Origin of the sequence: Massilia polaris (assembly GCF_012927275.1) — a bacterium.
GTDB classification, from domain to species: Bacteria; Pseudomonadota; Gammaproteobacteria; order Burkholderiales; family Burkholderiaceae_D; genus Telluria_A; species Telluria_A polaris.
The window spans coordinates 114,103-138,079 of record NZ_JABBGG010000008.1 but is presented as its reverse complement, the minus strand read 5'-3'; the positions used below and the strand labels follow the sequence as shown (position 1 = coordinate 138,079).

Annotated in this window: 19 protein-coding genes and 1 pseudogene; 11 read left to right on the top strand and 9 right to left on the bottom strand. The window is 64.0% G+C overall.

Annotated elements, in window-relative coordinates; translation table 11 throughout:
• Window positions 1-129: 129 nt before the first annotated feature.
• The 7 genes from htpX to bamC all read left to right on the top strand — a co-directional run bounded on the left by htpX (window position 130) and on the right by bamC (window position 6,334).
• Complete coding sequence (htpX, locus tag HHL21_RS15245) at window positions 130-1,008, top strand: protease HtpX (protein WP_169467359.1); 879 nt, start codon at window positions 130-132, stop codon at window positions 1,006-1,008.
• Between the two features lie 17 nt (window positions 1,009-1,025).
• The gene (locus tag HHL21_RS15240; protein WP_169467356.1) at window positions 1,026-1,649 is read left to right on the top strand and encodes an L-threonylcarbamoyladenylate synthase; all 624 of its coding nucleotides are present in this window, start codon (window positions 1,026-1,028) and stop codon (window positions 1,647-1,649) included.
• 68 nt (window positions 1,650-1,717) lie between these two features.
• Window positions 1,718-2,371: a site-2 protease family protein gene (locus HHL21_RS15235; protein ID WP_169467354.1), complete on the top strand. Its 654-nt coding sequence runs from the start codon at window positions 1,718-1,720 to the stop codon at window positions 2,369-2,371.
• 4 nt (window positions 2,372-2,375) lie between these two features.
• Window positions 2,376-3,578 (top strand): tryptophan--tRNA ligase, encoded by a 1,203-nt coding sequence (locus HHL21_RS15230; protein WP_169467352.1) that lies wholly within the window; start codon window positions 2,376-2,378, stop codon window positions 3,576-3,578.
• The gene (locus HHL21_RS15225; RefSeq protein WP_169467350.1) at window positions 3,578-4,150 is read left to right on the top strand and encodes a class I SAM-dependent methyltransferase; all 573 of its coding nucleotides are present in this window, start codon (window positions 3,578-3,580) and stop codon (window positions 4,148-4,150) included. The genes HHL21_RS15230 and HHL21_RS15225 overlap by 1 nt, the downstream gene beginning before the upstream one ends.
• 84 nt (window positions 4,151-4,234) lie before the next feature.
• Entirely contained in the window at window positions 4,235-5,119 is an 885-nt protein-coding gene (gene dapA / locus HHL21_RS15220; RefSeq protein WP_169467349.1) for a 4-hydroxy-tetrahydrodipicolinate synthase, read from the top strand.
• 51 nt (window positions 5,120-5,170) lie between these two features.
• Complete coding sequence (gene bamC / locus HHL21_RS15215; protein ID WP_370659735.1) at window positions 5,171-6,334, top strand: NlpB/DapX family lipoprotein; 1,164 nt, start codon at window positions 5,171-5,173, stop codon at window positions 6,332-6,334.
• A gap of 469 nt (window positions 6,335-6,803) precedes the next feature.
• Here bamC and HHL21_RS15210 read toward each other — a convergent pair whose 3' ends face one another.
• The 3 genes from HHL21_RS15210 to HHL21_RS15200 all read right to left on the bottom strand — a co-directional run bounded on the left by HHL21_RS15210 (window position 6,804) and on the right by HHL21_RS15200 (window position 9,013).
• A complete protein-coding gene (locus HHL21_RS15210; protein WP_169467347.1) occupies window positions 6,804-7,097 on the bottom strand; it encodes a hypothetical protein in 294 nt (97 codons plus the stop codon).
• Between the two features lie 305 nt (window positions 7,098-7,402).
• Window positions 7,403-7,882: a DUF7931 domain-containing protein gene (locus HHL21_RS15205; RefSeq protein ID WP_169467345.1), complete on the bottom strand. Its 480-nt coding sequence runs from the start codon at window positions 7,880-7,882 to the stop codon at window positions 7,403-7,405.
• Window positions 7,883-7,891: 9 nt separating this feature from the next.
• Window positions 7,892-9,013: a cupin domain-containing protein gene (locus tag HHL21_RS15200; protein ID WP_169467343.1), complete on the bottom strand. Its 1,122-nt coding sequence runs from the start codon at window positions 9,011-9,013 to the stop codon at window positions 7,892-7,894.
• An 80-nt stretch (window positions 9,014-9,093) separates the two neighbouring features.
• On the opposite strand from HHL21_RS15200, the gene HHL21_RS15195 reads away from it, so the two are divergent.
• The gene (locus tag HHL21_RS15195) at window positions 9,094-9,639 is read left to right on the top strand and encodes an FKBP-type peptidyl-prolyl cis-trans isomerase (protein WP_169467341.1); all 546 of its coding nucleotides are present in this window, start codon (window positions 9,094-9,096) and stop codon (window positions 9,637-9,639) included.
• A 102-nt stretch (window positions 9,640-9,741) separates the two neighbouring features.
• A complete protein-coding gene (locus tag HHL21_RS15190) occupies window positions 9,742-10,965 on the top strand; it encodes an MgtC/SapB family protein (protein ID WP_169467339.1) in 1,224 nt (407 codons plus the stop codon).
• 69 nt (window positions 10,966-11,034) lie between these two features.
• Here the strand turns inward: HHL21_RS15190 and HHL21_RS15185 are convergent, their stop codons facing one another.
• The 3 genes from HHL21_RS15185 to HHL21_RS15175 form a co-directional block, all read right to left on the bottom strand.
• The gene (locus HHL21_RS15185) at window positions 11,035-11,991 is read right to left on the bottom strand and encodes a hypothetical protein (protein WP_169467337.1); all 957 of its coding nucleotides are present in this window, start codon (window positions 11,989-11,991) and stop codon (window positions 11,035-11,037) included.
• Complete coding sequence (gene mutS, locus HHL21_RS15180; RefSeq protein WP_169467335.1) at window positions 11,988-14,645, bottom strand: DNA mismatch repair protein MutS; 2,658 nt, start codon at window positions 14,643-14,645, stop codon at window positions 11,988-11,990. The genes HHL21_RS15185 and mutS overlap by 4 nt, the downstream gene beginning before the upstream one ends.
• A 117-nt stretch (window positions 14,646-14,762) precedes the next feature.
• Window positions 14,763-15,242 carry a DUF29 domain-containing protein gene (locus tag HHL21_RS15175; RefSeq protein WP_169467333.1) on the bottom strand — a complete coding sequence of 160 codons (480 nt, stop codon included), beginning with the start codon at window positions 15,240-15,242 and terminating at the stop codon, window positions 14,763-14,765.
• A gap of 119 nt (window positions 15,243-15,361) precedes the next feature.
• Between HHL21_RS15175 and HHL21_RS15170 the strand changes: the two are divergent.
• Window positions 15,362-16,110: pseudogene (locus HHL21_RS15170) on the top strand (MBL fold metallo-hydrolase).
• Here HHL21_RS15170 and HHL21_RS15165 read toward each other — a convergent pair.
• The 3 genes from HHL21_RS15165 to HHL21_RS15155 all read right to left on the bottom strand — a co-directional run bounded on the left by HHL21_RS15165 (window position 16,111) and on the right by HHL21_RS15155 (window position 21,472).
• Window positions 16,111-16,554 (bottom strand): DUF29 domain-containing protein, encoded by a 444-nt coding sequence (locus tag HHL21_RS15165; protein ID WP_169467331.1) that lies wholly within the window; start codon window positions 16,552-16,554, stop codon window positions 16,111-16,113. It lies immediately after the preceding pseudogene.
• 84 nt (window positions 16,555-16,638) lie between these two features.
• Window positions 16,639-19,209: a cyanophycin synthetase gene (cphA, locus tag HHL21_RS15160; protein WP_169467329.1), complete on the bottom strand. Its 2,571-nt coding sequence runs from the start codon at window positions 19,207-19,209 to the stop codon at window positions 16,639-16,641.
• A gap of 91 nt (window positions 19,210-19,300) precedes the next feature.
• Complete coding sequence (locus HHL21_RS15155; protein ID WP_169467327.1) at window positions 19,301-21,472, bottom strand: cyanophycin synthetase; 2,172 nt, start codon at window positions 21,470-21,472, stop codon at window positions 19,301-19,303.
• Window positions 21,473-21,694: 222 nt separating this feature from the next.
• Here HHL21_RS15155 and HHL21_RS15150 point away from each other — a divergent pair, with 222 nt between their 5' ends.
• Complete coding sequence (locus HHL21_RS15150) at window positions 21,695-23,977, top strand: cyanophycin metabolism-associated ABC transporter (protein ID WP_169467325.1); 2,283 nt, start codon at window positions 21,695-21,697, stop codon at window positions 23,975-23,977.

The window sequence follows — 23,977 nt, the reverse complement described above, 5'->3', positions numbered from 1 at the left end:
TCGAAACCCCTGCTTCACCACCCGCCGATTTCAGCCTTAAGCCCCAGTTAAGTATCCCGACTTGAATTTTCCCCTGAGCACCCTTATCTTATCGACCTGTCAACCACACTTTAAGCCGGGAGGCTTTCCATGAAGCGCATTGTTCTATTTATCGCCACCAACCTTGCTGTGATGCTGGTGCTGTCCCTGGTGCTGAATATCCTCGGCATTGGTCGCGGCGTGAGCGCAGCGGGCATTAACGTCGGCGAACTGCTGGTGTTTTCGGCAGTGGTGGGCTTCACCGGATCGATCTTCTCCTTGTTGATCAGTAAGCCGATGGCCAAGTGGTCGACCGGCGCGCGCGTCATCGAAACGCCAGCCAACTCGACCGAACAGTGGCTGGTCGCCACCGTGCGCCAGTTGTCCGAGCGTGCCGGCATCGGCATGCCTGAAGTTGCCGTGTACGACGGCGAGCCGAACGCGTTCGCCACCGGCGCCTTCAAGAACTCGGCGCTGGTCGCCGTCTCCACCGGCCTGCTGCAAAGCATGAACCGTGACGAAGTCGAAGCCGTGCTGGGCCACGAGGTTGCCCACATCGCCAACGGCGACATGGTCACGCTGACCCTGATCCAGGGCGTGGTCAACACCTTCGTCGTGTTCCTGGCGCGCGTGGTCGGCTACTTCGTCGACAAGGTCCTGCTCAAGGGCGACTCCGACCGCGGCCCTGGCATCGGCTACATGGTCACGGTGTTTATCTGCGAAATCATCTTCGGCCTGCTGGCGTCGATCATCGTGGCCTGGTTCTCGCGCCAGCGTGAATTCCGCGCCGATGCCGGTTCGGCTAAGCTGATGGGTTCGCCCGTGCCGATGCAGCACGCACTGGCCCGCCTCGGCGGGCTGCAGCCCGGCGCGTTGCCGACTTCGATGGCGGCTTCCGGTATCTCCGGCGGCGGCGGCGGCTGGGGCGCGCTGTTCTCGACCCATCCACCGATGGAGCAGCGTATCGCGGCCCTGTCGCAACTGCGTTAAGCGACAGCCGCGCCTCTATGAGTCAATTTTTCCAGATCCACCCGGAAAATCCGCAGCTTCGCCTGATCAAGCAGGCTGCGCAGATTCTCCACGGCGGGGGCGTGGTCGCGCTCCCGACCGACTCCAGCTATGCGCTGGTGTGCCATCTGGATGACAAGGCTGCTGTGGAAAAATTGCGCCGCATCCGCGGCATCGATGAGAAGCATCACCTGACCTTGCTGTGCCGCGACCTGTCCGAGATCGCCGAGTACGCGCGCGTGGACAACAAACAGTTCCGCCTGCTGAAGGCGACCACGCCGGGCCCGTTCACGGTGATCCTTGAAGCGACCCGCGCCGTGCCGCGCCGCCTGTCGCATCCGTCGCGCAAGACCATCGGCCTGCGCGTGCCGGAAAACGCCATCGCCAGCGCGCTGCTGGAAGAACTGGGCCAGCCGCTGATCAGCACTACACTGATCCTGCCGGACGACGGCGAAGTGCTGAACGATGCCGAAACCATCCGCGACCGCATTGAGAAGCAGCTCGACCTGATTATCGACGGCGGCGCCTGCTCGCTCGAGCCGACCACCGTCATCGACCTGACCGGGTCCGAACCTGTGCTGTTGCGCCACGGACGCGGCAATCCCGCCCTGTTCGGCGTGTAACAAGGGCTCGCCCAACCTCCATTCACCGCCCGGCGGCCGCGCCGCCACGCTCTGTTAGAATCCACCCTATGAATGAAATTATCCAGGCGATCGCCGTCTACGCAATTCCGGTGATCTTCGCCATCACCTTGCACGAAGCGGCCCACGCCTATGCTGCAAAGTATTTCGGCGACAATACCGCCCACGCCGCCGGACGCATGAGCATGAATCCGCTGCGCCACATCGACCCGATCGGCACCATCGCGCTGCCGGTGCTGATGTATATCTTCACCCCGTTCGTATTTGGCTACGCCAAGCCGGTGCCTATCGATTTCGGCAAGCTGCGCAACCCGAAAAAGCAGATGGCATGGGTGGCCTTTGCCGGTCCGCTGGCGAATTTCATCATGGCCTTTGGCTGGTCGCTCTTTGCGCTGCTGATGGTAGCCTCCGGCGTTGGCGAAGCGTATCCCTACAAAGTGGCCCAGGCCGGTGTGTTGGTCAATATCCTGATGTTCGTGTTCAACATGCTGCCGCTTCCGCCGCTCGACGGTGGCCGCATCATGACCAGCATCCTCCCGCACAAGCTTGCCTTTCAATACGCGCGCATCGAGCCTTACGGCTTCTTCATCGTGATTGGCCTGCTGATGTTCAGGTTGCTGGATTACTGGTTCGTGCCGATGGGTGCGCTGACGGGCACATTGCTGAACCTGTTCGTCGCGCCTTTCCGGCTTCTCCTGGGCTAACCCCATGTATCCCGGCCGCGTTGTTTCCGGCATGCGTCCCACTGGGTCGATGCACCTTGGCCACTTTCATGGTGCGCTCAAGAACTGGATCAAGATGCAGTCCGAACAGCCCTGCCTGTTCTTCGTGGCCGACTGGCACGCGCTGACCACCCATTACGACGACCCGGGCATCATCGAGCGCAGTACCTGGGACATGGTGATCGACTGGCTGGCGGCCGGTGTGGACCCGTCGCAGGCGACGCTGTTCATCCAGTCGCGGGTACCGGAACACGCCGAGCTGCACCTGCTGCTGTCGATGGCGACGCCGCTCGGCTGGCTCGAACGGGTGCCGACCTACAAGGACCAGATCGAGAACCTTGCCAGCCGCGACCTCGCCACCTACGGCTTCCTCGGCTATCCGCTGCTGCAGGCGGCCGACGTGCTGATCTACCGCGCGACCGAGGTGCCGGTCGGTGACGACCAGGTGCCGCACATCGAAATGATGCGCGAGATCGCGCGCCGCTTTAACCACCTGTACGGCAAGGAACGCGGCTTCGAAGAAAAGGCGATGGAGGCGGTCAAGAAACTCGGCGCCAAGCGCGCCCGCCTGTACATGGAACTGCGCACCGAATACCAGCAGGAGGGCAAGGATGATGCGCTTGAGCAGGCCCAGGCCATGCTGAACGACGCCCAGAGCCTGTCGATGATCGACCGCGAACGCCTGTTCGGTTACCTGGAAGGCAGCCGCAAGCTGATTTTGGTGGAACCGCACGCCAAGCTGACGGTCGCCTCGCGCCTGCCAGGCCTGGACGGCCGCAAGATGTCCAAGAGCTACGGCAACGCGATCGCGCTGCGGGAAGACAAGGACTCGGTGGTCAAGAAAATCCGCACCATGCCGACCGACCCGGCGCGCATCCGCCGCACGGATCCCGGCGACCCGCGCAAATGTCCGGTGTGGCAATTGCACGAAGTCTATTCCGCGGAAGCGACGCGCGACTGGGTGGTCAAGGGCTGCACCACGGCCGGCATCGGCTGCCTCGAATGCAAGCAGCCTGTCATCGACGCGATCATCCAGGAACAGGAACCGATGCACGAGCGCGCCCAGCAGTACCTGGACGATCCGTCGCTGGTGCGCGCCATCGTCGCCGACGGCTGCGACGCCGCCCGCAAACTGGCGCAGGAAACCATGCGCGACGTGCGCGAAGCGATGGGCCTGTCGTATACCTGATGAACAGCCACGCCGCCGCTCCCGTTTCCGCCTGGGTCGCGCGCTTCGCGCCGCTGGCGCCGCAAGGGGAGGTGCTCGACCTGGCCTGCGGCAGCGGACGCCATGCGCGCCATTTCGCCGCGCTTGGCCATCCGGTGCTGGCGGTCGACCGCGACCCCGTCGCATTGGCCGAGGCTGCGGGGCAGGGCATCACGGCCATGGCCTTCGACCTCGAAGACCCGGCGCTGGCATGGCCGTTCGAGGCGGGGCGCTTTGCCGCCATCGTCGTCACCAATTACCTGCACCGCCCACTGTTTGGGTACCTGGCCGCCAGCCTGCGCGGCGATGGCCTGCTGATCTACGAAACCTTCGCGCTTGGAAACGAAGCGTTCGGCAAGCCCTCCAACCCGGCCTTCCTGCTGGAACATGGCGAATTGCTGATGCAAGCGGCGGCGCATGGCCTCAAGCCAATAGCCTATGAAGACGGGTATGTGGAAAGCCCGAAGCCGGCGATGGTGCAGCGGCTGTTTGCTGCGAAGGAAGGCTTTGCATGGGCAAGCGCCCGGCTCGAGCGGGGCGTAGCGCCGATTTGAACGGCAAATCTAGACAAGAATGAACCAATTGTGCGGGCTATCCGCTACAATCAGGCTTTTATTGACCAGCATATTCACATTCATATGATCAAGGGCAGCATAGTAGCAATCGTCACCCCGATGCACGATGACGGCAGCCTCGATATTCCCGGCCTGCGCAAGCTGATCGACTGGCATATCGCCGAAGGCACGGACAGCATCGTCATCGTCGGCACCACCGGCGAATCCGCCACCGTCAGCGTCGAAGAACACTGCGAACTGATCCGCATCGCGGTCGAGCACGCCGCCAGGCGCATCCCTGTCATCGCGGGCGCGGGCGGCAATTCGACCGCCGAAGCCATCAAGCTGACCGAAGCGGCCAAGCAGGCCGGCGCCGATGCGACCCTGCAGGTGGTGCCGTACTACAACCGTCCGACCCAGGAAGGCATGTACCGCCACTTCAAGGCGATCGCCGAAGCGGTCGACCTGCCGGTGATCCTCTACAACGTGCCGGGCCGTACGGTCGCCGACATGTCCAACGAGACCATCGCGCGGCTGGCGTCCATCCCGAACATCATCGGCGTCAAGGACGCGACCGGCAACATCGGGCGCGGCCTCGAACTGCTGCGCATGGTGCCGAAATCGTTCGCCGTGTATTCCGGCGACGACCCGACCGCCATGGCCCTGATGCTGTGCGGCGGCGCCGGCAACATCTCGGTGACGGCCAACGTTGCCCCACGCGCCATGCACGAACTGTGCGTCGCGGCGATGGCCGGCGACATCGCGCGCGCCGTCGAGATCAACAACAAAGTAATGCCGCTGCACCAGAAGCTCTTCGTCGAGCCGAACCCGGTCCCCGTCAAATGGGCCCTCGCGGAAATGGGCATGATGCCAGCGGGCATCCGCCTGCCGCTGGTCCCGCTCGCCGACAATTACCACGACACCGTCCGCGCTGCCATGCGCGAAGCGGGCGTCCTTCCACAGTCCTGACCCGCAAGGGCCGGAACCATCCCTGACACCAGCTTCTCAACCAGTTACGACATGACTACTCGCAAGACAACTAGCTCCGCCTTGACGACGACCGCGACCCGCGGCCTGGTATTTACCGCGCTGATGGCCAGCCTGGCCGGCTGCGGCATGATCAACTCGATGGTCGAGTCCGACAAAGTCGATTACCGCGGCGCCAAGAAAGCCCAGCCGCTGGACGTACCGCCGGACCTGACCCAGCTCCAGAAGGACAACCGCTACGCCGTGCCTGACGGCCGCGGCGTCGCCACCGCCTCCGGTTTCCAGCAGCAGCGCGGCACGCCGGCTGTCGGCGTAGCATCGACCAGCGGCGAGCAGGTGGCACCGCTCAACACCGGCGACATGCGCGTCGAACGCATCGGCAGCCAGCGCTGGCTGGTGGTCAAGCAGCCCCCTGAACAACTGTGGCCGCAGCTCATGCAGTTCTGGTCCGACAACGGCTTTAGCGTGGTCAGCGAATCGACCGCGGCCGGCACGATGGAAACCGACTGGGTCGAGAACCACGCGAAGATGCCGCAAGGAGCCATCCGCGACACGCTGGGCAGGGTATTCAAGACCCTGTACTCGACCGGCGAGCGCGACAAGTTCCGCGCCCGCCTCGAGCGCGCCGCCGACGGCTCGACCGAGATCTACATCAGCCACCGCGGCATGGAAGAAGTGTTCGTCGGTTCGCAGAAGGAGACCACCACCTGGACCGGCCGTCCGAACGACCCGGGCCTCGAAGCCCAGTTCCTCGGCAAGCTGATGGCCAAGCTGTCGGGTACGCATGACATGAAAACCGCCGAGACCGCGGTACAGAACGCCGTGGTCGCGCCGCAGCACGCCAAGCTGGTTGGCGACGCCGTCGAAGTCGACGAAGGCTTCGACCGCGCCTGGCGCCGTGTCGGCCTGGCGCTTGACCGCGTCGGCTTCACGGTGGAAGACCGCGACCGCGTGCAAGGCGTGTACTTCGTGCGCTACGTCGACCCGGACGCGGAAGTCAAACAAGGTTTCCTGAGCAAACTGCTGAGCTTCGGCTCCGACGACAAGGCCAAGGAAGCGCAGCGCTACCGGATCCTGGTCAAGAGCGAGCAGGGCGCCAGCACCAGCATGGTGACGGTGCAGAGCAACGACGGCAAGGCGGAAGCATCGCCGACCGGCGCCAAGATCCTGAAGCTGCTGAGCGACGAGCTCAAGTAAGCCTCAAGCGCCAAAACAAAAACCGGCCTGACGGCCGGTTTTTTTTCGCCTGAACAATTCGGTCCAGCCGTCCTAACTTCGGGGTCCGTCCCCGGGGACAGACCCCGGGGACAGTTGACCCAGACATAAGCAACAAACCATGGCAGATTGAGGGCTTTCGGGTGCCCGAACAATCTCCGGTTCGGTGCCCGAAACATCGGGGTCCGTCCCTGGGGACAGACCCCGGGGACGGACCCCGACGTTTCGAAATCGAGGTCAGACCACCATCAATTTGGAGCGTTTCGGGGGACATGGGCACCGCGCGCGGTTTTGGTAATTGGTAACACTTCGTAAGAACATTCTCTCGGGCATTCAATTCGCATCAATCGGGCGGTTTGCAAGGCCGCGATAACGCGGCTCAAATGCGCCTTACAAATGTCCAGGCGAAAAAAAACCGGCCCGCAGGCCGGTTTCTTCTAAATCATGCTGATTACTTAGCAGCCGATGCAGCAGCTTCAGCAGCGGTCGAAGCTGCGGTCGAAGCTGCAGCAGCAGCGTCAGCAGCGGTCGAAGCAGCCGAAGCGGCGGTTGCAGCAGCAGCAGCAGCGTCAGCAGCTGGTGCGTCAGCAGCAGGAGCAACAACGGTGGTGTCAGCTGGAGCTGCGGTAGCGTCAGCAGCTGGTGCGGTTACTTCAGCAGCTGGAGTAACTACGGTCTCTTCTTTTTTCGAGCAAGCAGCCAAAGCAACAGCCAGCAGGGAGACGATCAGCAAAGATTTTTTCATGGGTTTTCCTTAGATTAATTCAAAGTTAAAACTACTCGTATTGCGATGAATAATTACCGGTAATTATCGCTCGTTAGAAAATTCTCGTAGGCTTTCATTACCTGTGATGGTGCCTGACAGACAACGGAAACTTCCTAACCCGATATTATAGCTAAATATCCTACTTCGCAATAGCGCAATCATGCTTCAGTGAAAGATTGAGCAAAAAATCAAGCATCATTTTGTAGCAAACGACACAATTGCAACAAACTTGTCAATCTCTTTGATGGGTGGCAAATATTATTCGGCGAAAAGCAGAAACTGGCTTATAAACCGGTGGTCGTCGCGTGTAGTCCGGGAAGCGACTCGGCCCAGATTCCCCTGAACCTTTCCGCACTTATTTCCGCGGATTGTGGCATTTTGAATGCAGCCTCGCCCCGCATGTGGTCGCTGTGGAAGCGCCGGACGATGTTGACCTCGTCGCCGATGCAGAACGAGTCGGTCAGCTGCTGCAGCTTGCGTCCGGTAACGCGGCATTCGATGCGGTGGCTGTAGTCCTCCAGCAAACGCAGGAAGCGCGGACAGTTGCGCTCGATGTGCGCGGTCTGGTGCATCGCGATGCGCAGGTGGCCGCCAGTCTTGAGGAAGGCGCGCAGCAATGCATCGACCTCGCTGGCTCCCAGGGGAAACACGGAAAAGTCAGGATCGAACATGTGCAGCGACGCCACCGACCGTTCAATGCACGCGCGCAGGTGCACGCCGAATTCCTGGTGGCTCGCAAACGGATATGCGCCTGCCTCGTCCATGTCGCCTCCTTAAGCTAGTTCGATCCAGCCATCCTGGTACCAGGTGTACAGCGCTTCCATCACGTCGTCCGACGCGTCCGCCAGCGCGGCGCCGTCCAGCCTGCGGTCGTTGGCCAGCACATCCAGCACCGCCTTGTCGGCCTTGCTGACCGAGAACGACTCGCCATTGATGAACACGTTCTTGCCGCGGTACAGCATCTGGGTCTTGAGCGACAGCGCCACGCCGCGCTTGGCGACGGCTTCAGCGAAGCGTCCGACGGTCAGCGGCTTGGCCGGTCCCTTGAAGAACACATTGTGCTTCGGCTCGGACAGGTGTTCGCCGAGGAAGATCGTGACGTCGTCCTCGGTGAAGCGCACCTTGTTCAATTCGTCGGCGATGGTCGACAGCATGTGCTTCGGGATCTCGGCCGGATGCTTGCCCGCATCGAGGTCAGGATCGGCATAACGTCCCGGCAGGTCGATCGAATCGGCCATGAACTGCAGGAAGGCCTCGCCCAGTTCCTGGTACGAGGGCGAACGGAAGCCGATCGAGTAGGTCATGCACTCGCCCTCGGCGATGCCGTCGTGCGCGTAGTGCGGCGGCAGGTACAGCATGTCGCCCGGCTCCAGCACGAATTCTTCCTGCGGCGTGAAGTTGTTGAGGATCTTGAGCGGCAGCCCCTCGACCAGCGACAGGTCCTTCTGCGGACCGATGCGCCAGCGGCGCTTGCCCTGCGCCTGCAGCAGGAACACGTCGTACGAATCGAAGTGCGGGCCGACCCCGCCGCCGTCGGTGGCGTAGCTGATCATCAGGTCGTCGAGGCGCGCGTCCGGGATGAAGCGGAACTGGCGCAGCAGCGCATCGGCGTCGGCGTTATACAGGTTCACGCCCTGGACCAGCATGGTCCACTCGCCGCTGGTGCGCGGAGGGAGTTCCTCGATCGGGCCGTGCTGCATGTCCCAGCTGCCGTCGAAGTGGGTGATCAGGCGCGATTCGACGTGGTTCAGCCTGGCCATCTCGGCCAGCGCCTCGAGTTTGACCAGCGGTTTGAACCCTGGGATCGCGTTACGGATCAGGAGCGGTTTTTTATGCCAGTAATCGCGCAAAAACTGGGCGGGCGTGATGTCGCCGAGGAGCTGTATTTTTTTCATGCCCCATTATAACCACCATCGAAACAGGTACAGCCAGCACCTTAGGTATAATCTGCCTGACTACAATGAAAGGAAGTACGATGAAGATTGCCAAGAACACGGTCGTGACAGTTAACTACAAACTGTCGGACGCACAGAACAACCTGATCGAAGACGGCCGCCAGCCGATGGTATACCTGCACGGCGGTTATGAAAACACGCTGCCGAAGATCGAAGAAGAACTCGACGGCAAGGAAGTCGGCTACGCGTCGACCATCCAGATCGAGCCGGACGACGCGTTCGGCGACTACGATCCTGAACTGGTCAAGATCGAAGAGCGCAAGCGCCTGCCTGAGCCGCTGGAAGTCGGCATGCAGTTCGAAGGCATGCCGGACAATCCGGAAAGCGCCGAAGAGCCGATGGTCTTCACCGTGACCGAAATCGCCGACGACAAGGTTGTCCTCGACGGTAACCACCCGCTGGCCGGCATGGCGCTGCGCTTCGAACTGTCGGTGACCGACGTTCGCGCCGCGACCGAAGAAGAAATCCAGCACGAACACGTGCACGGCGCCCACGGCCACCATCACGGCGATGACGACGACGAAGGCGACGAGGGCGACGAGTTCCGTACCCGCCCGATCCACTAAATCGTCAAGCGCGGACGTCGTCCGCGCCATGCAATACCGCGCGGTTGCGGCGCCCGTGCTGCAACCGCGCACCCTCTCGGCCCTGCGCAGAAAGCGAGTGCTGTGGACTGGAACCAGCTCCTTCCCGGCCTGGTCACGGCGCTCGGCGTCGGCCTGCTGATCGGCGTCATCCGCGAACGCCGCCACGACCCTGGCACCGCCAAGGCCGGCACCCGGACGCACGCGCTGGTCGGCGTGCTGGGCTATGTCGCCGCCAGCCTTGGCACCACGGTGTTCATCGCGGCGCTCCTCATCGTTGGATCGCTGGCCACCGCCGGCTACCTCAAGACTGCTGGCAAGGACCCCGGCCTGACTGGCGAAGTCGCACTGGTGGTGAACCTGTCGCTCGCCGCGCTGGCGCTGCACAATGCGCCGCTGGCCGCCGCCCTCGGCGTGCTGTGCGCGATCCTGCTCGAAGCCAAGCAGCGCCTGCACCGCGTCAGCCGCGACCTGATCAGCCAGCAGGAACTGCAGGACGCGCTGATGCTCGCCGCCGCCGCGCTGGTGGTGATGCCGCTGCTGCCGGCCGAACCCGTCGACCCATGGGGCGTGCTGCGCCTGACGACGGTGTGGCGCATCGTGGTGCTGGTGATGGCGGTCGGGATGCTCGGCCACATCGCAATGCGCGCGGCCGGGGCGCGCTGGGGGCTCGCGATCGCCGGGTTCTTTTCCGGCTTTGCTTCATCGACGGCGGCCGTCGCCAGCTTTGGCCGGCATGCGAAGCACGATGCGGCGCTCTCGGTGCCGGCGGCGGGCGCCGCTTTGCTCGCCAACCTCGCCTCGCTGCTGCTGTTCGCGGCGGTCATCGGCGCGGTATCGCCGGCTATGCTGCGGTCGATGAAGGTACCGCTGACAGGCGCGGCGTGCGCGCTGGCCGTGGCGTCGGTATTCTGCCTGCGGCCCGGGCATGCGCGGCTCGCACCCGACCGGCCCGAGGCGCACTCGTTCCGGCTCAGTCATGCGTTGATGATCGCCGCGCTGATTGCGGCGGTATCGGTTGTGGCGGCGTGGCTGGGGGAGGTGGCTGGCGATGCCGGTGTGCTGGTTGCCGCGACCTTGGTCGGTTTGGTCGAACTGCAGGCGGCGGGAGCGAGCGTCGCGCAGCTCCTGGCTGCCGGTGGGCTCAACCCCGAACTGGCACGGTGGGGCGCGGTGGCGGTGCTTGCGTCGAGCGCGGTGGCGAAGGCGGTGCTGGCTTTTGTCAGCGGCGGCGGGAGCTACGGCAGAGTCGTGGCGATTGGACTGGCTGCGATGATTGGCGGCGCGCTGATCGGGATGTTTGCGTGAGACCGCATTTTGGCAGGGCGGATGCGCGCTGCGCGCTTGTTCGCCCACAAATTCCGTCGAACGCGATGTTTAATCCTCGGCATCCGCCTTCTTCAGCGTGAACACCACTTCCTCGTCCTTCGCCACATGCACCTCCAGCGCGCGCGATCCCGCGCTGACATGCCCGACATTGTCCTGCCACTCAATCACCGGCCTGGCCTTGCTGCCCGGCGGCGGCGCCGTATCGACCAGCAGCACCTTGCCCGGGAACTGGCGCGCCAGCTGTGCCACCTGCCGCCGCGGCGCATCGAAGCCGTCCTGCGGCCGCCGGTTACGTCCCAGCAGCGCGCGCAATCCCTTCTCCTGAACCAGCGGCTTGATCTCGCCCTCGGAAAACAGCACCACCGCATCGTGCTTCTTGGCCCGCGCCAGCGCGAACACGCGGTTCAGCCAGTAACGGTTGGCCACCAGCCGGTCTTCGAACTCGCTGTTGCGCCCCGCCTCGGGCAGATAGTGGTTGTTATTCGCCGGTACATTCAGGGTCGCATACAGTACATTCCCATCGACCCAGTACATGTTCTCCGCATAGCTGCGGAACTTCGCATTCGCCGATTGCCGCGTCACCTCGATCTTGCGCCGCCCAAGCGACTCAGGCTCGGCGTAATACAGCTCGCGCACGCGGTTAAGCCGCTCGATGGCGGCAGTCCGCCCGTTCGAATTCTTGCAGCCGCTCCAGTCGGTCGCCGACGGCATCACGATCATCGGCCGGCGCGCATTCGCTATCAGCTTGCGCCGCTCCATGTACAGCATGTCGCTGCACGGCTCGCTGGCCGCCTTGAGCCCGGTGAGGACGACGAACGCCAGGGCGGACTCGCTCGACTCGTCGATCGACTGCTTCAGGCGTTCTTCGTCACCACCTTTTTCGAAGCTGTGGCCGATCACGCCGAACTGGTGTTCGTCCTTCGGCGCATGCACGGCTGCCGCGCTGGCCGCGGCCGCCAGCCAGGCGGCTGCAGCCAGCGCCGCCAAGGACGCGCGCCGCATCATTGCGTGGACAACCGCTTGAGCAGGTACAGCTGTTCGAGCGCTTCGCGCGGCGTCAGCGCGTCCGGGTCGATGCCGCCAAGCGCCGCGAGCAGCTCGCTGGATGCAGGCGCCGGTTGTTCCGGCGCATCCTCCGGTTCCACGCAGGGCAGGGCGAACAGGTCGAGCTGGGTAGTGCGGTCGAGCGCCTGCGATTCAAGGCGCGCCAGGTGCTTGCGCGCGGCCTTGATGACAGGCTGCGGCACGCCAGCCAGCTGCGCCACCTGCAGGCCGTAGCTCTGCGAGGCAGGTCCCGCCTGCACCGCGTGCAGGAACACGATGCTGTCCTTGTGTTCGACGGCCGACAGGTGAACGTTCGCAGCGGTCGGATGTGTGTCGGGCAGCTGGGTGAGTTCAAAATAGTGGGTGGCGAACAGCGTGAAACTGCGGCTGCTGTCGATCAGGTGGCGCGCTATCGCCCACGCCAGCGCAAGGCCGTCGAAGGTCGAGGTGCCGCGGCCTACTTCATCCATCAGCACCAGCGAATGCTCGGTAGCGCCGTTCAGGATCGCGGCCGATTCGGTCATCTCCACCATGAAGGTCGAGCGTCCGCCGGCCAGGTCGTCGGTCGCGCCGATGCGGGTGAAGATGCGGTCGATCGGACCAATGGTTGCGCTGGCCGCAGGCACGTAGCTGCCGATATACGCCAGCAGCGTTATCAAGGCCACCTGGCGCATGAAGGTCGATTTACCACCCATGTTCGGGCCGGTGATCAGCAGCAGCCTGCGCTCGTCATTCAACTGGCAGTCGTTGGCGATGAAGCGTTCGATCTGGTTTTCGACCACCGGATGGCGGCCTTCGCAGATATCCAGGCAAGGCTCGGACACCAGCATCGGCGCCACCCAGTTGTGCTGGAGCGCGTGCACCGCCAGCGCGGTCAGGGTGTCGAGCTGCGCCAGTCCTTGGGCGATCGTCTGCAGCACGCCGATGTGCGGCGCCAGGTCGGCCAGCAGCTGGTCGTACAGCAGCTTCTCGCGTACCAGCGCCTTGTCCTGCGCCGACAGCGCCTTGTCTTCGAATACCTTCAGTTCCGGCGTGATGTAGCGCTCGGCGTTCTTCAGCGTCTGGCGGCGGCGATAATCTTCCGGCACCTTGTCGGTCTGGCCGTGGGTGACCTCGATGTAGAAGCCGTGCACCTTGTTGTACTCGACCCGCAGGTTGGCGATGCCGGTGCGTGCGCGCTCGCGTGTTTCAAGGTCGACCAGGAACTGGCCGGCGTTCTCGGACAGGCCGCGCAGTTCGTCGAGCTCTGCATCGAAGCCGCGTGCGAACACGCCGCCGTCGCGCACCATCGCCGCCGGTTCTTCTGCCATCGCGCGCTGGAGCAGGTCCAGGCACGCCTCGGGCGTTGCGATGGCGTTGTGGATCGCAGCCAGCAGGCTTTGCTCGCCCGGCGCGAAGCTGCGCTGCATCGCGTGGCGCAGCGCCGGCAGCTGTTTCAGGCCGTCGCGCAGGCTGGCGAGGTCGCGCGGGCGCGCGGTCAGCAGCGCGATTCGGGTCGTAATGCGTTCGATGTCCGGCACTTGCGCCAGGGTCTGCGACAGCGTGCCACTGGCGTCTGTTTCGGCCAGCGCACCGATGGCGGCGTGGCGGGCGCGCGCCACGTTCTGGTCGCGCCGCGCGTGGTGCAGCCAGTGGCGCAGCATGCGCGAACCCATCGCCGTGCGGCAGTGGTCCAGCAGCGAGAACAGCGTCGGCGATTCCTGGCCGCGGATCGTTTCGGTCAGTTCCAGGTTGCGGCGCGTGGCGGCGTCGAGTCCGATGAATTCGGTTTCGGTTTCGGTCGACAGGCTGCGCACGTGCTGCAGGCCGCGTCCCTGCGTCGATTGCGCATAGCGCAGCAGCGCGCCGGCCGCGCCGAATGCGGCGCCAAGGCCATCCGCGCCGAAGCCGGTCAACGTGGCGACGGCCAGCTGGTCGAGCAGCGCCTTGTGGCCTCCAACAACGTCGAAGTGCCAGTCCGGCACGCGCTGGGTGTGCGCGATCGCGTGTTCGGGTGACAGTTCGGCACCGTCGCCGCACAGGATTTCAGCCGGCACGATGCGTTCAAGTTCCTGCTGAAGGCGCGCGCCAACGGTGCGTGCGTCGCCGGAAAACTCCATCAACTTCACCGCGCCGCTGGCGAGCGACATCCATGCGAGGCCGGTGGTGACGACCTTGCGCTGGCTGATCATGCACACGGCGAGCAGCGGGCGCTCCGATTTTTCAGGCAGCAGGTCGGAGTCGGTCAGCGTGCCTGGCGTGACGACGCGCAGGACTTTTCGCTCGACCGGGCCTTTGCTGGTGGCAGGATCGCCGATCTGTTCGCAGATCGCGCACGATTCGCCCAGCTTGACCAGTTTGGCCAGGTAGCCGTCCAGCGAGTGGAAAGGCACGCCGCACATCTTGATCGGGTTACCGTTCGACGCGCCGCGCGCGGTCAGCGTGATGCCGAGGACGCGCGCAGCTTTTTCGGCGTCCTCGTGGAACAGTTCGTAGAAGTCCCCCATGCGGTAGAAGACCAGCATGGTCGGGTAGTCGCCCTTGATGCGCAGGTACTGCTGCATCATGGGGGTATGTTTTTCAGTTGGGCCGTTCTTGGCTGCGGCAGCGTTGATTTCGGAGGGGACAGTCGTCATTTCGTCTTCGTTGTGAGGCGGACAAGGCGCGGCGCAATGTCAGGACCGCCATTTTACCGCTTTCACCGCTTCCGAATCGACGAAAACGGCCGGCGACGAAGAAGTTTTGGCGACAGGTCAGGGAATGAAGCGAAGACCTAGCACTTCTTCCTCGGAAAAAGGCGGGGTGGCTGGAAATGCCGATTCCGGCAGTCCTGTTTCCACTGAGGCAGGATAAACTGCCGAACGATATGCAGCGTTGATGTAGCGATCGACATACCGTCGAAGGCTAGGGCTGCGTTGAAGTCGGATCGCAATCTGGTCGCGCTGCTCACCAAGGGTCGAAAACCAGCTCTTGCATTTTCGCTGTGGCTGGTGCTTGCACTTGAGTAGATGGGCGAGTAGGACGATCATGCGACTGCGCAGTTCATGGTGTTCATTCGAACCCATCGATTCCAGCTCCTCAAGCAGGTTTTCGCAGTCAAGTTCGCTAAATTGCCCTGCGCGCAGCAAAGCAGCCTGTCGTTCAACCCAGGCGACGAAGTCGGCCTCATAGTCGCTATCGTCCGGGGGGCGATCAGGCACCGCTTGCTGCTGGCGGCTAATTATTCGGCTCATGCGCGCGCCATTCACTAGTTTGACCCGTTGGGCTGAGGTTGAGTTCCGTCGGAAGATGTCTGATACTGAGTAAATCACACGTGCTGCGTACGGGCACGCGCACAAGAGGAGAGGCAAGCATGATCTTCCGCCAATTATTCGAACCAGTATCGAGCACCTACACCTACCTGCTCGGCAGCGAGGAAACGGGCGAGGCGATCTTGATCGATCCCGTGATCGTTACCCAGGATCGCGACCTCGCCGAGCTGGCGCGGCTCGGCTTGAGGCTTGCCTGGACCGTCGACACCCACGTGCATGCCGACCACATCACCGGTGCGATGGAGCTGCGCAAGCGCACTGGCTGCAAGATAGCCGCCCCCGCCCCGGAGGACGTGGCCTGCGCCGACCTGTCGCTGGAGGAGGGCGCACCGCTCCAGGTGGGCGCGATTACGCTTAATCCGCTGCACACGCCCGGCCACACCAGCGGCCATTTCGCCTACGTGGTCGGTGGCCGCGTATTCACCGGCGACGCCCTGTTGATCGACGGCTGCGGCCGCACCGATTTCCAGGATGGCAGCTCCGATACTTTGTATGACAGCGTGCACCGGAAATTGTTCGCGCTCCCCGACGATCCCTGGTGTACCCGGCACACGACTACCAGCAGCGCCATGTGTCGTCGATCGCCCAGGAAAAAGCCCGCAATCCGCGGCTGGGGCAGGATAAGTCGCTGGAGGAATTCCGCACGATCATGGCCGGCCTTCACCTGCCGTATCCGAATTTCATCGACTACGCGGTTCCCGGCAACAAGCAGTGCGGCGTGTGTCCCGACCACTTGCCCGACAAGCTGAACAAGTACTGCCCGCAGATGACGCACAGCCCGCAGGGCTGATCAGGTCGGCACGAAATCCGGATCGAGCAGTTGCTCTTTGCTGTACGGGTTTGCTTGTGGGAATGCAGCACGTGGGATGCCGGTTTCGGCGCCCGCGCGCTCATAGGCAGCCTTGTAGACGTGGTTCGCATACTCGGCAATGGCACCGCCCAGGCTAGGACTCTGTGCGAGGATGCGTTCGATTTCCGAGCGCTGCTCGCGCACGGCGCCGAGCCAGGCGCGCGACTTCGGTTCGGGCTGAAACTGGCATTTGAGCAAGTTCATCATCAGCGTTTCCAGCCGTGATTGCAGTTCGCGCCGTTCATTGCCACCCATCGTGTCCAGCTCCTTGACCAGCGTATCCAGGTCCAGTTGGTCAAACTGCTTGCTCCGGAGAAGCGCACACTGGCCCTCGATCCAGAGGACGAAGTCTGGGCCGTCGGCAACAGCGGGGGTAGCTTCCATGCGTTCCTCCGTCCTGCAAATTAGCATTGAACGGAGCAAGAGTCCAGCGGCGCACGCGGCGCGGCGCGCGCCGCGTGGAGAGGGTCAGCCTGCCGCGACGCGGCCTGCGATGCGCGCCAGCGCCTCGTCGACCTGGTCGATCAGGATCAGGCACAGGTCACCTTCGGACAGGCGCGCCAGCGCCTTGTCGATCGCGACGAATTCGCCGGTGATTTCATCGACATGGGTGGTGCGGCTCGCGCCCACCAGGCCCTGGCGCAGCAGCCCCACGACTTCGCCGTCTTCGCGCCCGCGCTGGCACTGGTCCTGGTACAGCAGCACATCGTCGAACGCGCTGCCGAGGATCTCGGTCTGCTGGCGGATGTCCTCATCGCGCCGGTCGCCCGCCCCGCTGATGACAACCGAACGGCGCTTGGCCGGCATGCTGTCGACCGCGCGCACCAGCGCGAGGATCGCGTCGGGGTTGTGGCCGTAGTCGGCGATGACGGTGGCGCCGCGGTAGTTGAAGACGTTGAAGCGGCCAGGCGCGTTGTCGCTCTCGTTGGCGAACGACTTCAGGCCCGCGCAGATGCGGTCCCACTCGACGCCGGTCGCCCATGCCGCCGCTACCGACGCCATGACGTTCTCGACCTGGAAACCGACGGTGCCGTTGCGCGTGATCGGCACTTCCGATAGCGCCACGCGGTGCACCGCCTTGCCCTGCGCCGCGACCAGCATGCCGCCGTCGACGTAGACGACGCGGTTGCCCTGTGCGCGGTGGGTGGACATGACCGGATGGTTCACGTCGGCCGCGAAGAAGGTCACGCTGCCGCGGCAGTTGTGCGCCATCGCGGCGACGATCGGATCGGCCGCGTTGAGCACGGCGACGCCGTCGTCGGCCACATTTTGCACGATGACGCGCTTGAGTACCGCCAGGTCTTCGAGCGTGGTGATGTAGTTCAGGCCAAGGTGGTCGCCCGAACCGATGTTGGTCACCACCGCGACCTTGCAGCGGTCGAAGGCCAGGCCTTCGCGCAGCAGGCCGCCGCGCGCGGTTTCGAATACGGCTGCGTCGACGTCGGGGTGCATCAGCACGTTACGCGCGCTGCGCGGGCCGCTGCAGTCGCCGCTGTCGATGCGGCGGCCTTCGATGTAGACGCCGTCGGTATTGGTCATGCCGGTACGCAAGCCGCCGGCAGTCAGCAGGTGGGCGATCAGGCGCACCGTGGTGGTCTTGCCGTTGGTGCCGGTGACGGCGACCACGGGAATGCGGCCGTCGTCGCCGGAGGCGAACATGGTCGACACAATCGCTTCGCCCACCGCGCGGCCTTTGCCGAACGATGGCGACAGGTGCATGCGCAGGCCGGGGGCCGCGTTGACTTCGACGATGCCGCCGTTCTGTTCTTCGATCGGCTTGAGCACGCTGTCGCACACGAGGTCGACGCCGCAGATGTCGAGGCCGACCATGTGGGCGGCCGCAATCGCGCGCTCCGCGACTTCCGGATGCACGTCGTCGGTAACGTCGGTAGCGGCGCCGCCGGTCGACAGGTTGGCGTTGTTGCGCAAGATGACGCGCTGGCCCTTGACCGCAACCGAATCGGCCTGCAGGCCTTGTTTGGCAAGGCTCGCCAGGGCGATGTCGTCGAAACGGATCTTGGTCAGCGAGGTCGAATGGCCATTGCCGCGGCGCGGGTCGAGATTGACCTGGTCGACCAGTTCGCGCACGGTGTGCACGCCATCGCCGACCACTTGCGGCGGGTCGCGGCGCGCGGCTGCAACCAGCTTGTTGCCGATGACCAGCAGGCGGAAGTCGTTACCCGGCAGGTAGCGTTCGACCATCACGTCGTCGCGGAATTCGGCGGCGGCGGTAAAGCCCGCAGCCAGCTGTTCGCGCGTCGTGACATTGACGGTGACGCCCTTGCCCTGGTTGCCGTCCTTCGGCTTGATCACGACCGGCAGGCCGATTTCCTGCGCGGCGGTCCATGCGTCTTCCGGATCGCTGACGACGCGGCCCATCGGCACCGGCACGCCAGCGGCGTGCAGCAGCTTCTTGGTCAGTTCCTTGTCCTGCGCGATGGTCTCGGCGATCGCCCCGGTGGTGTCGATTTCGGCGGCCTGGATGCGGCGCTGGCGGCTGCCCCAGCCGAACATCACCAGGCTGCCTTCGGTCAGGCGGCGGAACGGGATATTGCGGGCGACCGCGGCATCGACGATGGAGCCGGTCGAAGGGCCGAGGCGCACGTCTTCGTCGAGGTCGCGCAGTTCGGCCAGCGCGGCTTCAAGGTCGAACGGGGTGTCATCCTGCGCGGCGGTGCAGAGCTGCTGCGCCAGTTCCAGCGCGCGGCGGCCGACGGCCTCTTCGGAATACTCGACGACCACCTGGTAGATGCCCGGCTCCAGCGTGGCCGTGGTGCGGCTGAAGGTAACGGGGCAGCCGGCCTGCGCCTGCAGGTCGAGCGCGGCTACTTCAAGCACGTGCGCCATCGGGATAACGTCTTCATGGCCGCTCGGCTGCAGCGGCGTGATGGAGGGGAAGCGTTCGCGCAGGCGTGCTTCGAAACCCGGCAGGTTGCCCAGCGACTGTTCGTTGCTGTCGCATGCGACGATCGCTTCCACCGATGTGTGGTGGCTCCAGAGGTTAGGGCCACGCAGGGCCCGTACGCGAGATACTTCCATAAACCGTCATCCTAAAGTGGTCGATTTGCCCGCGCGCGCCGTGGCGCGGGCGGGCGCAGGGCCGGCGGCAAGCCGCCAGGCCCGCTGTTGTTTAATGGCCTGCCGGGCTGGCGTCGAAGTTGCGAAGTCCTGCGGCGATCAGTCCTGGCTCCATGCCCAGCGCCCAGGTGGCGGCAGCTGCCGCCAGCACCGCGCCAGGCACCGCCGCCGTCGCCGGCTTCAGCGCGGACAGGGCCAGCAGCACTGTCTCGTCGGCCCCTTCGGCCAGCACGATGGCGCCGTCGCGCGGGAATACCGCACGGTGGCCGCCGGCGCGATGCTCGGCGATCGCCGGCAGCGCGTGGTCTTCGGCATAGAAGATCACTTCGCCGTCGCACAGGGTCGCCAGTTCGGCGACTTCGATCACTGCCGCGTTCAGCACCGCCGCGCCGTTCGACATGATGACGTCGACCTGCGCGCGGACGACGTTCGCCATCGCGTCCATGTCTTCGATATAGAACTCGCCCAGCGCTTCGACGCCGTCCATGTCGGTGACGATGCCGACCGCGCAGCGGTCGTAGGCAAGGCCTTCGGCCAGGATCATGCGCGCGTCGCTTTCGAATACCGCGGCCTGCACGGTGCGGTTGATCAGCAGGCGTTCGCCGGCATCGAAGGTCATGCTGTTGGCGCTGCTGACCTTGCGCTCGTCGAGGTACAGGCCGTTGGCGTTGACCACGCCGGTGTGCATGCCGGTCAGTCGCAGCATGCAGCCGACCATGCGCGCGATCAGGCTGGTGTCGCGCTTGCCGGTCACGCCGATGATCGGAATGCGTCCGCTTTCGTCAGGCCCGAACAGGTTGCCGACGATGGCCGAACCGATTTCGCGCGGCTTGCCGACCGCTGGCTTCAGGTGCGCCAGCAGGCCAGGGCTTGCGTTGACTTCGATGATCGCGCCGCCTTGTTCTTCCAGCGGGCGCGAAATGTCTTCCATGACCAGGTCGATGCCGGCGATGTCGAGGCCGACCACGCGTGCAGCCAAGGTCGCGGCGGCAGCCACCGACGGATGCACGTCGTCGGTGACGTCGATGGCGACGTTGCCGTTCGGCTGGATCAGCACCTTCTGGCCGGCCAGCGGCACCGAATGCGCGGTCATCGCCTGGCGTTCGAGTTCCAGGATGATTTCGGCGCTGACATCGGGCTTGATCAGGCCGAGCGGATGGTCCTCGGTCTCGCCGCGGCGCGGGTCGATGTTGATGTCGCGGTTGCACAGCTCAATAATATTCAGTACGCCATCGCCGGTTACCCATAGCGACTCGCCCTTGGCTGCGGCGACCAGTTGCCTGCCGACTACCAGCAGGCGGTGTTCGTCGCCGGTGACGAAGCGTTCGACGATGACGCTCTTGCTGCCGCCCTTGCGGGCCGCGAGGTGGTAGGCCGTTTCAACGGCGGCCTGCGTCATCAGGTTCAGCGATACGCCGCGTCCGTGGTTGCCGTCATACGGCTTGATCACCACCGGCACGCCGATGTCCTGCGCTTCTTCCCATGCTTCGTCCGCGCTGCGAACAAGGCTGCCCTCCGGTACCGGCAGGCCGCATGATTTAAGCAGCGATTTGGTCAGGTCCTTGTCGCTCGCGATGCCTTCGGCGATGGCGCTGGTGCGGTCGGTTTCGGCGGTCCAGATGCGGCGCTGCGCGGCGCCATGGCCAAGCTGGACCAGGTTGCCGTCGGTGAGGCGGATCGATGGAATGCGGCGGTCGGTGGCCGCTTCGACGATGTGGCCGGTGCTCGGGCCCAGGCAGTAGTCGTCGACCATCTCCTGCAGGCCGCGCACGATGGTGTCGAGGTCGAACGGCTTGTCTTCGATCGCGGCCATCAACAGGTCGCGGCCAGCCAGCAAGGCGGCGCGGCCGACCTTTTCCTGGCGGGTGCGGAACGCCATCTTGTAGATGCCGATCTTGCTGGTCGAGCGCGTCTTGCCGAACCCGGTGCGCATGCCGGCCAGGTTTTGCAGTTCAAGCACGACGTGTTCGAGGATGTGGCCGGACCAGGTGCCGTCGCGCAGGCGTTCCAGGAAGCCGCCGCGTTCGCCAATGCCGCAGCGGTGCTCGACCAGGCCGGGGAGCAGGGCCACCAGGCGTTCGTACAGGCCGGGCAGCAGGTTCGATGGGAAGTCCTCAAGCGCGCCGATATCGAGCCAGGTTTCGATCACCGGGCGGTAAGTCCAGATGTTCGGGCCGCGCAGATGCGTCACACGGAGAAATTCGATTGCTTTCTTCTTAGTCATGTAATTTGTTTCTTAATAACAGGCTGTTGTTCTCGTCGTCTAACAGGCCTGTAGTGAAGCTTCTTGATCCGCATCATGTTGTATACTTGCCAAAGACGAAGCTTACCGCGCTGAACCGATTTCTGCCAGTCTGGTTTTCCGAGCTAACAGCTGCTGCCGCCTTCCCCGATTTCCAAAAAACCTGCTTGTCAGGCGTGGCCTTGTGCCGGAATATGCAATACGATGACATCTGAACAACTTATTTCTCCCGATCTTCTCGCGCCAGCTTCGGTTTCTATCCCGGAACAGTGGCAAACGGAGGTCGAGAAAAAACTTTCATCTGGGGAAAACGTTTTAAGTGCCCTGGAGGTTGACCTCGATACGCGATTGCGTTTCGGCGAGGGCCTGGTGGTGGTCACGAACCGCCGCCTGATGGCGCGCGCGGCCGGAGAAAAAACCTGGCATGAGTGGCATTTCCGCGACGGACTGTCGCTACTGCACCACGATCACGCCGGTGTCGGGCATCTCGAGTTAGTGGACAAACAAGGCCGGCTGGCCGCCTGGCGCTTCACGCTGGGTAAAAACCTGCAGGCGATCCGTGTCGTCGACCAGTTCCGTGAACATCTCGACAGCCACCTGAGCGGCATGCCGGTGAAGGTCGCCGAGCAGAATGTCTGCCCAAGCTGCAAGGCGCCGCTCGCGCCGGACGAAGAGGAATGCCCGATCTGCACCAAGGTGCTGCACACGCCGCCGTCGACCTGGACCCTGTTCCGGCTGTGGCGTTTCGCCCGGCCTTACCAGTGGCAGCTGGCGCTTGGCTTCTTCCTGATGGTGGCCAGTACCGCGGCGCACATGATCCCGCCGTACCTGACCATGCCGCTGATGGACAACGTGCTGATCCCGTACCAGAACGGCCAGAAGATCGACAACGACCTGGTGATCCTGTACATGGGCGGCCTGTTGGCGTCGGCCGTGCTGGCGTGGGCGCTTGGCTGGGGCAAGACCTACGTGCTGGCGCTGGTGTCCGAACGGGTCGCCGCCGACCTGCGCTCGACTACCTACGAACACCTGCTCAAGCTGTCGCTTGAATTCTTCGGCGGCAAACGCACCGGCGACCTGATGTCGCGCATCGGCAGCGGCAGCGACAGGATCAGCGTGTTCCTCTCGCTGCACCTGCTCGACTTCGTGTCCGACGTGTTGATGATCACGATGACCGGCGTGATCCTGTTCTCGATTAACCCATGGCTGGCGGCGATCACGCTGGTGCCGCTGCCGTTCATCGCGTGGATGATCCACGTGGTGCGCGACCGCCTGCGCACCGGCTTCGAAAAGATCGACCGTGTGTGGGGCGAAGTCACCAACGTGCTGGCCGATACGATCCCCGGCATCCGCGTGGTCAAGGCCTTTGCGCAGGAAAAGCGCGAAGCGGTGCGCTTCCGTGAAGCGAACAAGCATAACCTCGTGGTCAACGACAAGCTCAATCGGGTCTGGTCGCTGTTCTCGCCGACTGTGTCGTTCCTGACCGAGCTTGGCCTGCTGGTGATCTGGGTGTTCGGCATCTGGCAGGTCTCGAAAGGCGAGATCACCGTCGGCGTGCTGTCCGCCTTCATCGCCTACAGCACGCGCTTCTACAGCAGGCTCGATTCGATGAGCCGCATCGTCTCGGTGACGCAGAAGTCGGCATCGGCCGCCAAGCGCATCTTCGACATTCTCGATCACGTATCGAGCGTGGCCGAACCGGCCAGCCCGGTCAAGCTGGACAAGGTGGAAGGCCGCATCGACCTGCGCGAAGTCGGCTTCCGCTACGGTAACCGCGCGGTCAACCGCGGCGTCACGCTCAACATCAAGGCGGGCGAATTCGTCGGCCTGGTCGGCCACAGCGGCTCGGGCAAGAGCACCCTGGTCAACCTGATCTGCCGCTTCTACGATGTATCCGAAGGCGCGATCCTGCTCGATGGCGTCGACATCCGCTCGTTCCCGGTCGCCGAATACCGCAGCAATATCGGCCTCGTTTTGCAGGAGCCTTTCCTGTTCTTCGGCACCATCGCCGAGAACATCGCCTATGGCAAGCCGAACGCCACGCGCCAGCAGATTATCGCCGCAGCACGCGCCGCGCACGCGCACGAATTCATCCTGCGCCTGCCGCAGGGCTACGATTCGATGGTGGGCGAACGCGGACAGGGACTGTCCGGCGGCGAACGCCAGCGCATCTCGATTGCGCGCGCGCTGCTGATCGACCCGGCCATCCTGATCATGGACGAAGCCACATCGTCGGTCGACTCGGAAACCGAAAAGGAAATCCAGAAGGCGCTCGACAACCTGGTGCAAGGCCGTACCACGATCGCCATCGCGCACCGCCTGTCGACGCTGCACCGTGCCGACCGCCTGGTGGTCATGGACCGTGGCGTGGTGGTGGAGCAGGGCAGCCACGACGAACTGATGGCGCGCGAAGGCGCTTACTTCCGCCTCTACGAAGCGCAGGCGCGCAACGTGGACACGGACATGGACGACAAGGACGGGGAATAA

Bases quoted from the DNA above. Each gene is read 5' to 3' on its own strand.
- HHL21_RS15225 (WP_169467350.1), top strand. From the start codon at position 3,578: ATGAACAGCCACGCCGCCGCTCCCGTTTCCGCCTGGGTCGCGCGCTTC.
- HHL21_RS15185 (WP_169467337.1), bottom strand. From the start codon at position 11,991: ATGATGCGGCGCGCGTCCTTGGCGGCGCTGGCTGCAGCCGCCTGGCTG.
- HHL21_RS15200 (WP_169467343.1), bottom strand. From the start codon at position 9,013: ATGAAAAAAATACAGCTCCTCGGCGACATCACGCCCGCCCAGTTTTTG.
- HHL21_RS15165 (WP_169467331.1), bottom strand. From the start codon at position 16,554: ATGGAAGCTACCCCCGCTGTTGCCGACGGCCCAGACTTCGTCCTCTGG.
- HHL21_RS15195 (WP_169467341.1), top strand. From the start codon at position 9,094: ATGAAGATTGCCAAGAACACGGTCGTGACAGTTAACTACAAACTGTCG.
- cphA (WP_169467329.1), bottom strand. From the start codon at position 19,209: ATGGAAGTATCTCGCGTACGGGCCCTGCGTGGCCCTAACCTCTGGAGC.
- htpX (WP_169467359.1), top strand. From the start codon at position 130: ATGAAGCGCATTGTTCTATTTATCGCCACCAACCTTGCTGTGATGCTG.
- HHL21_RS15150 (WP_169467325.1), top strand. From the start codon at position 21,695: ATGACATCTGAACAACTTATTTCTCCCGATCTTCTCGCGCCAGCTTCG.
- mutS (WP_169467335.1), bottom strand. From the start codon at position 14,645: ATGACGACTGTCCCCTCCGAAATCAACGCTGCCGCAGCCAAGAACGGC.
- HHL21_RS15205 (WP_169467345.1), bottom strand. From the start codon at position 7,882: ATGGACGAGGCAGGCGCATATCCGTTTGCGAGCCACCAGGAATTCGGC.
- HHL21_RS15175 (WP_169467333.1), bottom strand. From the start codon at position 15,242: ATGAGCCGAATAATTAGCCGCCAGCAGCAAGCGGTGCCTGATCGCCCC.
- HHL21_RS15230 (WP_169467352.1), top strand. From the start codon at position 2,376: ATGTATCCCGGCCGCGTTGTTTCCGGCATGCGTCCCACTGGGTCGATG.
- HHL21_RS15240 (WP_169467356.1), top strand. From the start codon at position 1,026: ATGAGTCAATTTTTCCAGATCCACCCGGAAAATCCGCAGCTTCGCCTG.
- HHL21_RS15210 (WP_169467347.1), bottom strand. From the start codon at position 7,097: ATGAAAAAATCTTTGCTGATCGTCTCCCTGCTGGCTGTTGCTTTGGCT.
- bamC (WP_370659735.1), top strand. From the start codon at position 5,171: ATGACTACTCGCAAGACAACTAGCTCCGCCTTGACGACGACCGCGACC.
- HHL21_RS15235 (WP_169467354.1), top strand. From the start codon at position 1,718: ATGAATGAAATTATCCAGGCGATCGCCGTCTACGCAATTCCGGTGATC.
- dapA (WP_169467349.1), top strand. From the start codon at position 4,235: ATGATCAAGGGCAGCATAGTAGCAATCGTCACCCCGATGCACGATGAC.
- HHL21_RS15155 (WP_169467327.1), bottom strand. From the start codon at position 21,472: ATGACTAAGAAGAAAGCAATCGAATTTCTCCGTGTGACGCATCTGCGC.